Genomic DNA, 12,333 nt, shown 5'->3' with positions numbered 1-12,333 from the left:
TCGCACATTCTGGCAGATCTTGCGGACACAAGAGCACGAAGTAAGCCGTAAAGCCATTGCGCAGGGAAGGCCGGAGTGTTTCCGCTGTACCTGTATGCTCGTGTGCGCGTTCTTATGCGCAAATTGCACACGAGACCTCGGGTGCAGCCAGCACCCGGTCTTCCCTGCGCCCCTCTGAATAAGAGGAACGACAACGATGATGAAAACCTCGGGCACAACATGTCGCGAGATCGCGAATTTATGTCCACGTCATTGCGCGCGTAGCGAAGCAATCCATCTATCCCTGAGTTGAAGCATGGATTGCTTCGCTTCGCTCGCAATGACGCGGAAGGGCCGCAGCGTCCCGATTGCTCCGTCCTCGCGGGCATTGCGAGAAGTCCCAAAAGAAACCGGCGGGCACTACCCCGCCGTCGTGAGATCGATCAATCCCGAATGAACCTACAGCAGCCCCATATCCAGCATGCCCGGCAGTTGCGCGAGTGGCAGCGCGGCGGCGCCGACCAGGGTGGCAACCAGCGCGGCAAGGCGATGATTGCTGTGGCGCTTGCCGCGCATCTGGCTGGCGATCCATTCCAGCACCTTGGTGTCGATGTTGGCGGCCTTCACCGGCGCCCAGCTCTCGATCGGCGTATCCGGCGACAGCGCCACCGTGCGCGGCGGCACCGGCAGGCCGGACTCGGAGGCGGCATGGTGGGCGACCGCCTTGGCCAGCAAATCGTCGAAACGTCCGTCGTCGGTGCGTTCCGCAGCCGCATCGCTGATTTCGAACAACGCTTCGATTTCGGCGCGGCTCACCGGCTCATGCTCAACGGCGCTCACGGTGAGGATGCGCGCGCACCAGGCGGCGTCATCGGCATCGAGCGCGCGGGAGAAATGGATACGGCCCTTGGTCGTCGGACCCTCGCCGGTGATCACACCGTCACGCACGATCGTGAGCGCATGAGCGGCGGTCTTGCGGCAGGATGGTTGGAGGGACATTTCAGCAGTCAGGGCAGACATAGTTGCACTTCTCAATTTCAATTCCAGTCCAGCATTTCCATACGGGCCATGAACGAGCGGTTAACGATTCGAAACCCGCATTCCCTGATTTTTACATGGTTGCCAATTGGTCGCTGTGAGGTCGGTCACGGTTCAGACCAATGCATTCCCGGGTGCAAAAACGGCCCGGCGTGATGCGGGCGACAAAAGGCAATATCGGGGCAGCGACGGCAAGAACGTGGAACGGCTATGAAAAGATCGCGATCGAACAAGGGGATGGCTCGTAAACCTGCCTTCCTCCGTCGAATGCAAGGAACCAACGAGCCTTTTCGTCGCAGAGGCGCGGATCAAAAGAAGATGCTAAAAGTTCCGGGCTCGCGGAGAAGGATCTCACCTTTTGCGCTAACCGGTTCACTTAACGGCTTCAGACTCCTATAATCCTTAAGGCAAATTTCCCTATAACTTGAACAACATGAGGTAAAACCATGGCACTTCCGATAGGCGCTGTCGCCCCCGATTTCGAAGCCGAAACCACTGAGGGCAAAATTAAATTCCACGACTGGATCGGAAATAGCTGGGCGATGCTGTTCTCGCACCCCAAGGATTTCACCCCGGTCTGCACCACCGAGCTTGGCTTGCTCGCCAAGCTGAAACCGGAGTTCGACAAGCGCGGCGTCAAGCTGATTGGCCTGAGCGTCGATCCTGTCGACCGCCATGCAAAATGGTCGGAGGACATCAAGGAGACGCAGGGTGCTGCGCCGAACTATCCGATGATCGGCGATACCGACTACAACGTCTCCAAGCTTTACGAGATGCTGCCGGCCTCGACCTCGGGCGATCCCCTCACCCGCACGCCTGCGGACAACCAGACCGTCCGCAACGCGATCGTGATCGGGCCCGACAAGAAGATCAAGCTGACGATCGTCTATCCGATGACCACCGGCCGCAACTTCCAGGAGATCCTGCGCGCGATCGACTCGCTGCAGCTCACCGCAAAGCATCGCGTCGCGACGCCGGCCGATTGGAAACAGGGCGAGGACGTCATCATCGCGGGCTCCGTCAGCGACGAGGAGGCGAAGACGATCTATCCGGCCGGCTGGAAGGCGCCGAAGCCCTATATCCGGATCGTGCCGCAGCCGAAGTGACCCTGCAGCGGTCATCCCGGGACGATGCGAAGCATCGACCCTCAGATGCGCAATTGCGCATCGGGGGATCTCGAGATTCCGGGTCTGGTCCTTCGGACCATGCCGGAATGACGGGTTAAATATAGGGTGCGCAAAGGCGCACTTGCGCCGTGCGCATCATCAAGAGCGATGCAAGTAGTGGTGGGCACGCTGCGCTTGCCCACCCTACATTCTTCCGTCAGGCGGCGCGAACGCGGTCGAGGAATTTTTCCACCTCTGCCTTCAGGTGCAGGCTTTCGCTCGACAGATTCTGCGCAGAGGCAAACATCCGGCTCGAGGTCTCGCCGGTCTCGTCGGCGCCCTGCGCGGCGTTACGGATGTTGGCGGCAACATCGGCCGTGCCGCTCGCCGCCGCGCGCACGCTCTGCGCGATGTTCTGGGTCGCGCCACGCTGCTGCTCGACCGCCGCCGAGATCGAGGTGGCGATATCGCTGATGCGCTCGATGGTCTGACCGATCGCCTTGATCGCGCTGACCGACTCTTCGGTCGCAAGCTGCATGCTGCCGATCTGGCTGGATATCTCTTCCGTCGCCTTGGCCGTCTGACCGGCGAGGCTCTTGACCTCCTGCGCCACCACGGCAAAGCCGCGGCCGGCATCGCCTGCCCGCGCCGCCTCGATGGTGGCGTTAAGCGCCAAGAGATTGGTCTGCTCGGCGATCGAGGTGATCAGCTTCACCACGTCGCCGATCCGGGCGCCGGCTTCCGACAATTCGTTGATGCGCTGGTCGGTGGCGGCGGCCTGCTTGACGGCGTCGGCCGCGATGCCGTTCGATTCCTGGACCCGGCGGGTGATTTCGGCGATCGAGCTGGAGAGCTCGTCGGAGGCGGCCGCCGCGGTGCGGACATGCTCGGAGGCGGTCTCAGAAGCGCCGGCCGACTTGCCGGACAGGCTTGCGGTAGTCCGCGCGGTGTCGGTGAGCTGCCGCGCGACACGCTCGAATTCGCTGGATGAGCTCAGCACCTTGTCGAGGATGCCGCCAATGCCGGTCTGGAACTCGTCGACGAAGCTGCGCAATTCCGACTTGCGCTGCTCGGCAGCGGCCGCGGCAGCCGCGGTCTGCTCGTCGCGCAAGCGCCGGCGTTCGACCGAATTGTTCTTGAACACCGCCAGCGTACGCGCAATCTCGCCGATCTCGTCCGTCCGGTCGTCGCAGTCGATTTCGACGTCGGCGTTGCCGTTGGCGATAGCGGTAAGCGAGGCCGTAACCGACGTCAGCGGCTTGGTCACCCGGCGCACGATCAGCATGGTCAGCATCATCACCAGCAGCGCGGCAATGCCGGCTGCGATCGCCATGTTCTGAATGGCATGCGACAGCATGCTCTCGTAGTGAGCCATGGGAATGCCGACATATAGCAGCCCGATCACCTTGCCGGCCGGATTCATAATCGGGTAGTAGGCCGTCATGAACGTTTTGCCGAACAGCGTCGCCGGGCCGCGGTAGGCCTCTCCACGGCGCACCACTGCCTGCCCGGGGTGATCGGCCGCGAGCTGGGTGCCGACGGCGCGGTCGCCGTTCTCCTTCTTCACATTGGTGGTGCGACGGACGAACTGGTTGCTGGCGTCGTCATAGACGAAAAGCGTCGCGTTGCCGCCGGCATAGCCCACCGCGCGATCGACGATCGCGTGGTCCTTGAACTCGGGCATCTTCGGAATTTCGGCCCGGGCGACCGCCCCGTCCTTGAGTGTGATCTTGGCGTCGCTGTAGGTCTCGGCAAATGCCAGACCCAGCGTGCGCAAATTGACCTCGATGTCCCGCAGCGCCCGGTCACCGAATTCGGAAGTCAGCGACCAATGGGCCGCCCCGACCACCAGCGCGGTATTCACCGCGATCAGCAGGATCGCACAGATGACAGCCTTGGTACCGAGGCGCAGCTTGAGCGCCGGCAGGAACTTTCCAGTGGATTGCGTGGTCATAACGAGAAATCCCCCAAACTCACGCCCAATCTGACCCGTTTTGCTTACGATCGCCTTAATGGGCACAACCCACGGAAAATACTGATAAGCTTCACGATATTTATGCGTGCAGGAAAGCCGAACGCTCTACTTCAAACTGAGCGGCGGTTGACCACCAGCACGGCCGCCGCGCAGGCGGCCATGCCGGCGATCGAGACCGCGTCCAGCCGCTCGCCGAACAGCACATAGGCCATCAGCGACGTCACCGCCGGCACCAGATAGAACAGGCTCGCTACCGACGTCGCGGCCGAGCGCCGGATCAGCCAATAGAGCAGCCCGATCGATCCGATCGACAGCACGACCGCAAGCCAGGCCAGCGCCAGGATGAACTCGGTGGTCCAATGCACGACATTGGTCTCGAACAGCCATGCGCCGAGACCGAACAAGATCGTAACCGCGACGTATTGCACGAGATTGCCCGACCGCCAGTCGATCGCGCTGCAGTAGCGGCGCTGGTACAGCGTGCCGAGCGTGATGCTGACCAGCGAGACGGCCGAGGCGAGCCATCCCCAGCCCGCCTCTCCGCCCATCGGCCTGTCGTGCAGGATCAGCACGACGCCGGCAAGCCCGAGCAGCAATCCGCTCCATTGCAGCGGCGTGACGCGCTCGCCGAGCCAGCGGCTCGCAAGCGTCGAGGTGAGGATCGGCTGCAGGCCCGGAATCAAAGCCGAGAGCCCCGCCGGGATCGAGTGCGCAATCGCGATCGCCGTGCCGCCGAGATAGATGCCGTGCACCAGAATGCCGGCGACGGCGCTGTGCGCGATGCCGATGCGATCCGGCCAGCGCGGCCGCGCGACTACGACGATGATCGCCATCAGTCCGACCACGAACGCCATTCGGATCGCGAGATAGGTCAGCGGCTCGGCGCTGTTCAGCACATATTTGGTGCCGATGAAGCCCGTGCTCCAGAGCACAACGAAGATCGCGGGCGCCGCGCGCGCGGCAATTTTTTCGAAGTCGCCAGTCATTTGCCGCCCCTGTTGTCCGATCGCATGTTATGCGGCAAGATTGGTCACGCGGGACCGCCGGCGCGACTTCAGATATCGAAGAACGAATTGTAAAGCGCAGCGACCTTAACGCGGCATAGTCACGTTCTGGGGGCTTGCGAGATTGGTAAGGGGGCGATCACCACTCTTCCGGACAGGGATCGACGATCCTCCAGAGCTCGCGGCCGTTCTTGATCTTCTTCATCTCGGTGGTGAGCCCGCCGTTGCGGCGGATCCAGTCCTTCACCGTTTCCGGATAATAGGACATCAGGTCCGACGTCCCTTCAGCACTCGTGACCTTGATGCCGAAAGTGAAGGCCTTGTCGTAATAGGCCTGGTGGAAACCAACGCTCGCCTTCGGCGTGACGCAGATCTTGTTCATCGGCACGATGCCGAACACCAGCGTGCAGGCCGAGTTGCAGATGCCGTCGATGATGACCCGCTCCTTGCGGTCGCGGATGCGCTTGTACTTGGCCTTGTACTCCTCGACATAACCGCCGTGGTCGCGCGTGATATGCAGGTCAGCGCGCGCCGGGCTCGCGACCAGGACCGAGAGGGAGAGCAAGGCAAGAGGCGTGATGCGCATGGGTCGATCGGGAACCGGGTAGCCTTTGTTAGACGCGGATAGGTCGGCCCTTGAAGTCAGACCGGACAGAACTCTGGCCAGACTGTGTTGGGAATTCGTTAAGCATCTCTTGAGGCCAAAAATGGGCGCGTTAGGATGGCTTTCCGCAGCATTTCCGCCCGATTCTCCTAGAATGGGACGTTGGCTCAGCCAAGATGGCAGGGGGTACAGGCTTCGATCGAATCACAGCTTAGGCTTCCATCTTCTTGTTTTAGCGCGCTTTCTTCGCACGAATTTCTGCCCGTTCAGATCGAATCGCTACAGTTCCAGTGGGATCTCCGGAGAATCGAAATGGCCAAAGCAAAGTTTTTCGTTGCCGCCGCCCTGCTCTGCACCGCGGCCCTCGCCCCAAACCTGGCGGACGCCCGCCATAATCGGCACCTGCACAATTGGGGCCTGCCTTACCCCATCAGCTTCCTGCACAATTACGGGCCCGGCCCGCAGCCCGGCACCTTCGCCTATTATGACGGTCCCTCCACCATCCTCTGCCGCCAGGGCGCGGCCGCCTATATCGGCCAGGACCGCCGGCGGCATCCCTGCTACTAACCTCCGCTACTGGCTCTGTCAGGCCAAGTCTGATACGAGCCAGCGCAGGCGCTCGTAGCTCAGCTGGATAGAGCATCGGATTTCGATTCCGAGGGTCGGGAGTTCGAATCTCTCCGAGCGCGCCACGCCGAAGCAGACTGGATCACCACCACGACTGGAGCACCTGTTCGATCCCGCTGTTTCGCTAGCTGGCTGCCGGGTACGTCGACGTCCGTCTGATATAAGTCCCGGTCAAGCGTTTCCCCCGCAATCGCGGCTGCCTTGCGAATGCCGTGGTGAGCGCCACCGGCACGCTTCTGTGCGAACCGCCGCTTGCGCGAAAACGTGTCAAAAGCGCCATCGACACCTGACGAGAGAGGCGCGCCTCCTCTATAACCCACGTGACCACGCGAGACCCAGGCCGGGGATTGCCAATCGATGGACGTTCAGTTTCTCACTCTGATCGCGATCGGCTTCGTCGCGCAAATGGTCGACGGAGCCCTCGGCATGGCGTTTGGAGTGATCGCAAGCTCAAGCCTGATTGCCACAGGAGTTTCACCCGCCATTGCCAGTGCAGCCATTCATGCCGCGGAAGTCGTCACCACCGCGATTTCGGGCGTTTCGCATGTCTGGAACAAGAACGTTGACTGGAGATTATTTTTCAAGGTGGCGATCGCCGGCGTCTGCGGCGGTGTATTCGGCGCTTATGTGCTGACCGGTATTCCCGAAACCATCATCAAGCCCGTTGTCACAGTTTATCTAAGCGCCATGTCAGTGCTGATCCTCGCACGTGTGGCCGGATGGAAGCTGGATCAGTGGCGGCCGCCGACACCACTCGTGGGCGCCGGCGGCGGCTTTCTGGACGCAATCGGGGGCGGCGGCTGGGGACCGCTGGTCGTCGCGACGCTGGTTGCCGCCGGCGACAATCCACGTCGCACGGTGGGTTCGGCGAATGCGGCCGAATTCTTTGTCACTCTGAGCGTTTCAGCCGCCTTTCTGACGAAGTTGGATTTCGCGCTCTATGGCCAGCTCGTGCTCGGACTTATCATCGGCGGCGCGCTGGCTGCACCGCTTGCGGGCTATCTGTTGCGCATCCTGTCAACGCCCGTCACGTTGACCTTGGTTGGCATTGTCCTTGCGGGACTCAGCCTCGTGAACTTGGCAGGCCTTTTCTTGCAGTAACCAGCCGCGCCATCTCGATGTGACCGCGATCATCTTGTCGTGCGACTCCGTTTCACTGAGCGCGACGGGTCTTGCGTTATCTCAAGACGACGCACCCAAGACGCAATCGCATGTTCACATGCGGTATTCCAACGTCGCGCGGTTCACCGTCCCGCGACACGGTGTGGTCGGAGTGGATTCTCGCAGAACCGGCGGCAGGGTCCGGCAAGATTGGCGCGGCGGCGCAGGATTGGATGCTGCATCATAGCGCCACGGCGAAGCAATAGTGCCTATCTTCATCGGCCGCGGCGCCTCACTCCGGTACACGCAATCGCCGCCAACTTCGGCCGGGCCTTCGATTGACGTGGTCAAGTTGTCGAGTTGAGTGCACTGTCACCGCAACACCACCATCGACGCCGATCAACCGCTTGTTCCGTGCAGGACGATGCCGACAACGGCGCCGACGAACAGCAAGGCGCATGCGGTCGATTGGATGAAGAACCCGGGCAGACGCTTCTCCACAGCTTTGATGTAGCCAGTGAAGTACAATACACGTCCGCCAATCCAGACGAGTCCGAGCATCGCGGCCGCGATGTCGTTCAGATAAATCGCGCAAAGCCACAGCGGCAACAGGAAGGTCGGCATCCATTCGAGCGTGTTCATGTGCACGCGAAACACGCGCTCGAAGTCGGCATTACCGGTCGTTGTCGGAAGCTTCACGTTAAACTTTCCATGTGCCGCCGCGACGCGCGTGGCCAGGAAGAAATGGAACGCCACAGTGAGCAACGAGACGATCGCAGCATAGTATGGCATAGCAAATCCTCTGCTGAACCAGCCTGACCAGTTCCGCCCGGCGACCACTCGCCGTCTTCGGGCCGATTCACGGTCCCCGCTCCGAGCCGGTTGACATGCGGCCGTCAGGCCTTGCGGGCCAACAGGTCGGCATACCGCTTGAGGTACAGCGGCCAACCCTGATCGCCGGCAACTCCGTCGCGCTCGCTTTCCCAGCCTTTGCCGTGGAGCTCCAGATTCCGGTGCTCGATCTCGACGCGGGTGCGGTCAGCCGTCTCGGCGGTGAAGCGCACTTCCCACTCGCTCGTCCTGTCCGGATCGGTCTCGATCTGCCATTGCGGGCTGATGTCCCAGCTCAGGAGCACCCGGTCGGGCGGCTCGTAGGCCAGCACGCGCGCCCAGCGGCACTCGCTGCCGTCGACGCCACGATCATAAAGGTAGCCGCCGACCCGAGGCTCGAACACCGTCTCGGCAATCGGGACAGCGAGCATGTTGTGCTCGGGCGGTTTGAAACTGCCGAAGTCCTCGGTGAAGACTTTGAATGCGCGCTCGATCGGCGCCTCGACCACGACGGACTGCTTCACGGACGCAACTGATATATGAGCGTTCATTGTGGCTCCTCTGGTGGTTGCTCGACGGCGACCTTGTAGGCCGCCAGCGTTTTGCTCCAGAACCGGTCGAGCCAAGCACGCATCTGGCCAAGCCCGTGTGGATCGATGTGGTAGACGTTGCTCGCACCCTTTGGCTCGGAACGAACCAGTCGGGATTCGCGCAGCACCTTGAGGTGCTGGGAAACAGCCGACTGCGAGACCGAAACCTGCCGGGTAATCTCCGCGACTGAGCGCGGGTGTTCTGCGATCAGCTCGAATATCGCGCGGCGGGTCGGGTCGCCAAGGGAGGCCAATTGGGCGCTATCAACAGTCATAGCTTATGATTAGTATAAACTGATGGTATTGTCAATCGGAGCCACTCGGGGCGCGACGCGGCGACGTTAGGCGGGTTCGAATTGAGGGTTTAGCGGAGTTCGACCGGCACCACGGGTTTCCTTGATCTCTTCCGCGACGAAGAGGCGGAGACGTCGTCGAGCGGCATCTTGGCGACGAGGCGTCGCTCGCCGAGAGGGCCAGGCCGACCCACCTCTGTTACGGGCACGGAATCGGCGGACAGTTGCACCTAAGCCCAGTATAGGCGGAGTAAGAAATCGCAGCCCGTCACAGATTAGCCGATCGAAGCGCGCGGCGGGCGGCGGGCTTCATAGCGCCACGGCGAAGCAATAGTGCCCATCTTCATCGGCCGCGGCACACCGTTTCGAGCCTGACGGGGCACGCCGAGCCCCGCATGGCCGAACCTCGAAGCCAAGCGGCATATCGATCAGGAACAAATCCAGATGATCGCAACCGCGATCGGAATACCCAAACCAAGTGCTCCGAAAATCGCCGGGACGAAATCGGACAGCAGGCGTACGCCAGATGATGACATGACGTTGCTCCTTGGAGCCCCGCGAGCCTGTGCTCGCCCCCAAGATGAACGGTCAATCGCGCCCTCGAACTACGGTCGGTGGCGACTCCTTATGGGCGGCAATGTTGGGGCGTTATGGTTAACAAGGGGTTAATCCGGATAAGCGCGCGCGAGTGCAGCACATCTCGTTCGATCGAAGTTCCGAAAAGCGCGTCATGCCGTTATCATCAGCCTCGCGCCTCCCGGTTCGGCCCGCCCGCCTTCAAGGAATGGCGCTAGGCGCCATTCCTCTTCAGCGGGGCAGGCGCCGATCAGAACGAGCAGCCATAGGCCGTGAGCGATGCCTTCGTCGCGTCCAGGGTCTGCTTGCAGGTCGCTTCCATGGTCGCCTTGGTCGACGGGTTCTTGGCCATATCGACCCACGCCTTGCGCGTCTGGTCGATCTGCGTCTTGTACATCGCGCGCTGTGCCTCGGGGACCTTGGAGACGACGCAGGCGTCATACTTGGTCAGGAAGTCGTCGCAGGAGGCGATGCCCGTGCTCTGCGCGTGAGCCGTAGTGACGCCCGCGAGCAAGGCGGCGCCCGCCGCGAGTGATAGCACCTGTCGATGGTTCGCGCACGAACCTGCCGCGGCCTTGGATGTGGCTTGACGCATGATTTTTATTCCTCTGTAACAACTGAACAATCTGGATCGCCGGCAAACGCCCGCCGTCGCCCCAGATCTCCCCGATCGACTCGCAAAGCATCGCGCGCCGACAACCGGTCGGCGTTGCGGACGTTGAGCAATCAAGCGTTGAGCAGTTCGAGGCGAGACCGGGCACCACCGTGCCGGCCACGAATAATTGTTCCGTCAATTTGGCGAGATTATGGGTGACGACACCGTGACGTTGTGATGGTCGCTTGCCGGCGATGGACGGGCGTCATCATGTTGCCGTACGATGCAGTTGCGCCGAAAGCGAGCTCACGCGGCCGATGTATCGATCGAGCGGCGTATCACCTTCCGTACTTCGGCATTGGATAGAAACAGATCGTGGTTGATGATGCCCCAGCCTGAATCGGACGCATCGATGACGCGCACGCCGAGCTGCTCGATAGTGGCCTTCTCGGCGGCGCCGACGCGCGTCATCCCACCGGCCAATCGTCCCGACAACGCAAGCGCGCGATCATTCGTCGAGGCGACGACGGTAATCTTGCGGGTGAGTGGTCCGATATTCTGGGTCGCCGAAGAGAACACATCCATATCGATGTCCGGTGAGGCGAATACCACGGCCCCGATCTTGCCGGCAACGCTGTCGCCATATCGCGCATAGAGCTGACGCAGCCCTTCGAGGGTCAGCATGGTCCCCATGCTGTGCGCGACGATGTGAACGCGGCCGACGCTCGGGGCGGTGGCGAGGGAATGCAGCACGCGCTCGAAGGCGTCGCGGGAGTACATCGCACTGTCGCGGTCATAGGCATAGTCGAACAGTCCGGCCTTGGATGGCCAGGAGAAGACCATTGTCTGGCCGCGGAATCGAACGCCATCGGCGAGGTGCGCGGCATCGAGCGCCGCCGTCTCGAACGTCTGTTTGAAACCGTGCACGTAGATCAGCACGTCCGAGCCGCCGCTGGTTTGCCCGAGAAGATCACCGACCTCTCCCGATACCGGCTCGACCGTATCGAGACGCCAATCGCCTAGTCCGGCTGCGGCGAGAGAGAAACGATTCTCGTCGGGCGGCACCAGCTTCGCCCGTGCCACGATCATCTTCGAAGCCCGCTCCGACCCGAACCACGGCTTCGCTCGCCCACCGCTCACCGGCTTGCGCGTGGTTGCGACCAGCAATGTCGGCTCCACCGAGAGCGACGAAGCGTCGTAACGTGCGCCCGTCGCGCCAAGGCTGGCGCATCCGCCGAGCGCAAGTGCGCTGGCCGAAGACACAATTCCGCGCAGGAACGCGCGGCGCGACCTAAAAGTCTCGTTTTGCTGCAAATGTCGGATGATCACGTAGGACCTTTGGGAACATTGCCCCGTAGCACCGCCCGCACGTCTCCTGAATTAGGATGGCGAGAAAAGGGCGAGCCGATCGCTCACACGGTTTGTTTTGGATGGTTCCGGTTCCGTCGCGTTTCTGTGATCGCGAGCCGGCGCGACGAAACCATTCTACGCCGCCGCGAAGCGCTCCGGAAACAGAGAGCTGCTAGGGTCCCGCCATCAAACGAGGGGTTAGATCATGTTCGTATCGGTCCTCAACCTCATCTACCGCGAGTTTCTCAAGCGTGCCCTTCTCGGCATGGCAATACAGGGAGGAAGGCTATGACCGAGGTCATAACGGCAGTCCTCGTCTTCGTCAGCATCGGCATATTCCTGGCCCACGCATTTGACGCCTATCGCCTGCGCTAGATCTGCGCCTGAACCCCACTGATGCGATTGCTCGCGAAGCTAGGCGACGTTCTCAACGACGCAAGGTGTGCACTCTTAGCAGGCCCATCCTTTTCGTGGCGAGGACACCCTTGGGATTTGCCGCGATCCATTGCGACCGTTCCATGGTCTCGTAGATGGCCGCACTGAATCCAATCAGGATGCGCGCTGGTCCGCTGCCGACATTCTCGATCGAATGGCCACAGCGTTGCGCAATCAGCCGACATAGCCCTTCTGCAATGGCTCGGTTCGCGGCCGCCTCGCCATGGAC

12 protein-coding genes and 1 tRNA gene are annotated in these 12,333 nt (G+C 61.7%); 4 read left to right on the top strand and 9 right to left on the bottom strand.

Features of this window, described 5'->3' with window-relative positions:
• Positions 1-438: 438 nt before the first annotated feature.
• Entirely contained in the window at positions 439-978 is a 540-nt protein-coding gene (locus tag CQ13_RS15185) for a hypothetical protein (RefSeq protein WP_245309186.1), read from the bottom strand.
• A 485-nt stretch (positions 979-1,463) separates the two neighbouring features.
• Here CQ13_RS15185 and CQ13_RS15180 point away from each other — a divergent pair, with 485 nt between their 5' ends.
• The gene (locus CQ13_RS15180) at positions 1,464-2,123 is read left to right on the top strand and encodes a peroxiredoxin (RefSeq protein WP_057843665.1); all 660 of its coding nucleotides are present in this window, start codon (positions 1,464-1,466) and stop codon (positions 2,121-2,123) included.
• Positions 2,124-2,340: 217 nt separating this feature from the next.
• On the opposite strand, the gene CQ13_RS15175 is transcribed toward CQ13_RS15180, so the two are convergent.
• The 3 genes from CQ13_RS15175 to CQ13_RS15165 form a co-directional block, all read right to left on the bottom strand.
• Complete coding sequence (locus CQ13_RS15175) at positions 2,341-4,077, bottom strand: methyl-accepting chemotaxis protein (protein ID WP_057843664.1); 1,737 nt, start codon at positions 4,075-4,077, stop codon at positions 2,341-2,343.
• A 131-nt stretch (positions 4,078-4,208) separates the two neighbouring features.
• Entirely contained in the window at positions 4,209-5,084 is an 876-nt protein-coding gene (locus CQ13_RS15170) for a DMT family transporter (protein ID WP_057843663.1), read from the bottom strand.
• A 157-nt stretch (positions 5,085-5,241) separates the two neighbouring features.
• The gene (locus CQ13_RS15165; RefSeq protein WP_057843662.1) at positions 5,242-5,688 is read right to left on the bottom strand and encodes a hypothetical protein; all 447 of its coding nucleotides are present in this window, start codon (positions 5,686-5,688) and stop codon (positions 5,242-5,244) included.
• Between the two features lie 330 nt (positions 5,689-6,018).
• Between CQ13_RS15165 and CQ13_RS15160 the strand changes: the two genes are divergently transcribed.
• From CQ13_RS15160 to CQ13_RS15150, 3 genes are all read left to right on the top strand, one after another.
• The gene (locus tag CQ13_RS15160) at positions 6,019-6,273 is read left to right on the top strand and encodes a hypothetical protein (protein ID WP_057843661.1); all 255 of its coding nucleotides are present in this window, start codon (positions 6,019-6,021) and stop codon (positions 6,271-6,273) included.
• A gap of 48 nt (positions 6,274-6,321) precedes the next feature.
• Positions 6,322-6,398, top strand: a tRNA-Arg gene (locus CQ13_RS15155).
• A gap of 292 nt (positions 6,399-6,690) precedes the next feature.
• Positions 6,691-7,434 carry a sulfite exporter TauE/SafE family protein gene (locus tag CQ13_RS15150; RefSeq protein ID WP_057843660.1) on the top strand — a complete coding sequence of 248 codons (744 nt, stop codon included), beginning with the start codon at positions 6,691-6,693 and terminating at the stop codon, positions 7,432-7,434.
• Positions 7,435-7,833: 399 nt separating this feature from the next.
• Here the strand turns inward: CQ13_RS15150 and CQ13_RS15145 are convergent, their stop codons facing one another.
• The 5 genes from CQ13_RS15145 to CQ13_RS15125 all read right to left on the bottom strand — a co-directional run bounded on the left by CQ13_RS15145 (position 7,834) and on the right by CQ13_RS15125 (position 11,582).
• Positions 7,834-8,199 carry an MAPEG family protein gene (locus CQ13_RS15145; RefSeq protein ID WP_347337041.1) on the bottom strand — a complete coding sequence of 122 codons (366 nt, stop codon included), beginning with the start codon at positions 8,197-8,199 and terminating at the stop codon, positions 7,834-7,836.
• A 131-nt stretch (positions 8,200-8,330) separates the two neighbouring features.
• A complete protein-coding gene (locus tag CQ13_RS15140) occupies positions 8,331-8,816 on the bottom strand; it encodes an SRPBCC family protein (protein ID WP_057843658.1) in 486 nt (161 codons plus the stop codon).
• On the bottom strand, positions 8,813-9,130 hold the full coding sequence (locus CQ13_RS15135; RefSeq protein WP_057843657.1) for an ArsR/SmtB family transcription factor: 318 nt from the start codon (positions 9,128-9,130) through the stop codon (positions 8,813-8,815). The genes CQ13_RS15140 and CQ13_RS15135 overlap by 4 nt, the downstream gene beginning before the upstream one ends.
• 844 nt (positions 9,131-9,974) lie before the next feature.
• Positions 9,975-10,319, bottom strand: coding sequence for a hypothetical protein (locus CQ13_RS15130; RefSeq protein ID WP_057843656.1), 345 nt, complete (start codon positions 10,317-10,319; stop codon positions 9,975-9,977).
• A gap of 306 nt (positions 10,320-10,625) precedes the next feature.
• Positions 10,626-11,582 carry an alpha/beta hydrolase gene (locus CQ13_RS15125; protein WP_057843677.1) on the bottom strand — a complete coding sequence of 319 codons (957 nt, stop codon included), beginning with the start codon at positions 11,580-11,582 and terminating at the stop codon, positions 10,626-10,628.
• Between the last annotated feature and the right edge of the window lie 751 nt (positions 11,583-12,333).

Origin of the sequence: Bradyrhizobium retamae, assembly GCF_001440415.1 — a bacterium.
GTDB classification, from domain to species: Bacteria; Pseudomonadota; Alphaproteobacteria; order Rhizobiales; family Xanthobacteraceae; genus Bradyrhizobium; species Bradyrhizobium retamae.
This window is presented reverse-complemented; position numbering and strand designations above follow the sequence as displayed.

Coding starts and splice junctions, on each gene's coding strand:
- CQ13_RS15185 (WP_245309186.1), bottom strand. CDS start 978: ATGTCCCTCCAACCATCCTGCCGCAAGACCGCCGCTCATGCGCTCACG.
- CQ13_RS15160 (WP_057843661.1), top strand. CDS start 6,019: ATGGCCAAAGCAAAGTTTTTCGTTGCCGCCGCCCTGCTCTGCACCGCG.
- CQ13_RS15140 (WP_057843658.1), bottom strand. CDS start 8,816: ATGAACGCTCATATATCAGTTGCGTCCGTGAAGCAGTCCGTCGTGGTC.
- CQ13_RS15175 (WP_057843664.1), bottom strand. CDS start 4,077: ATGACCACGCAATCCACTGGAAAGTTCCTGCCGGCGCTCAAGCTGCGC.
- CQ13_RS15165 (WP_057843662.1), bottom strand. CDS start 5,688: ATGCGCATCACGCCTCTTGCCTTGCTCTCCCTCTCGGTCCTGGTCGCG.
- CQ13_RS15130 (WP_057843656.1), bottom strand. CDS start 10,319: ATGCGTCAAGCCACATCCAAGGCCGCGGCAGGTTCGTGCGCGAACCAT.
- CQ13_RS15170 (WP_057843663.1), bottom strand. CDS start 5,084: ATGACTGGCGACTTCGAAAAAATTGCCGCGCGCGCGGCGCCCGCGATC.
- CQ13_RS15180 (WP_057843665.1), top strand. CDS start 1,464: ATGGCACTTCCGATAGGCGCTGTCGCCCCCGATTTCGAAGCCGAAACC.
- CQ13_RS15135 (WP_057843657.1), bottom strand. CDS start 9,130: ATGACTGTTGATAGCGCCCAATTGGCCTCCCTTGGCGACCCGACCCGC.
- CQ13_RS15150 (WP_057843660.1), top strand. CDS start 6,691: ATGGACGTTCAGTTTCTCACTCTGATCGCGATCGGCTTCGTCGCGCAA.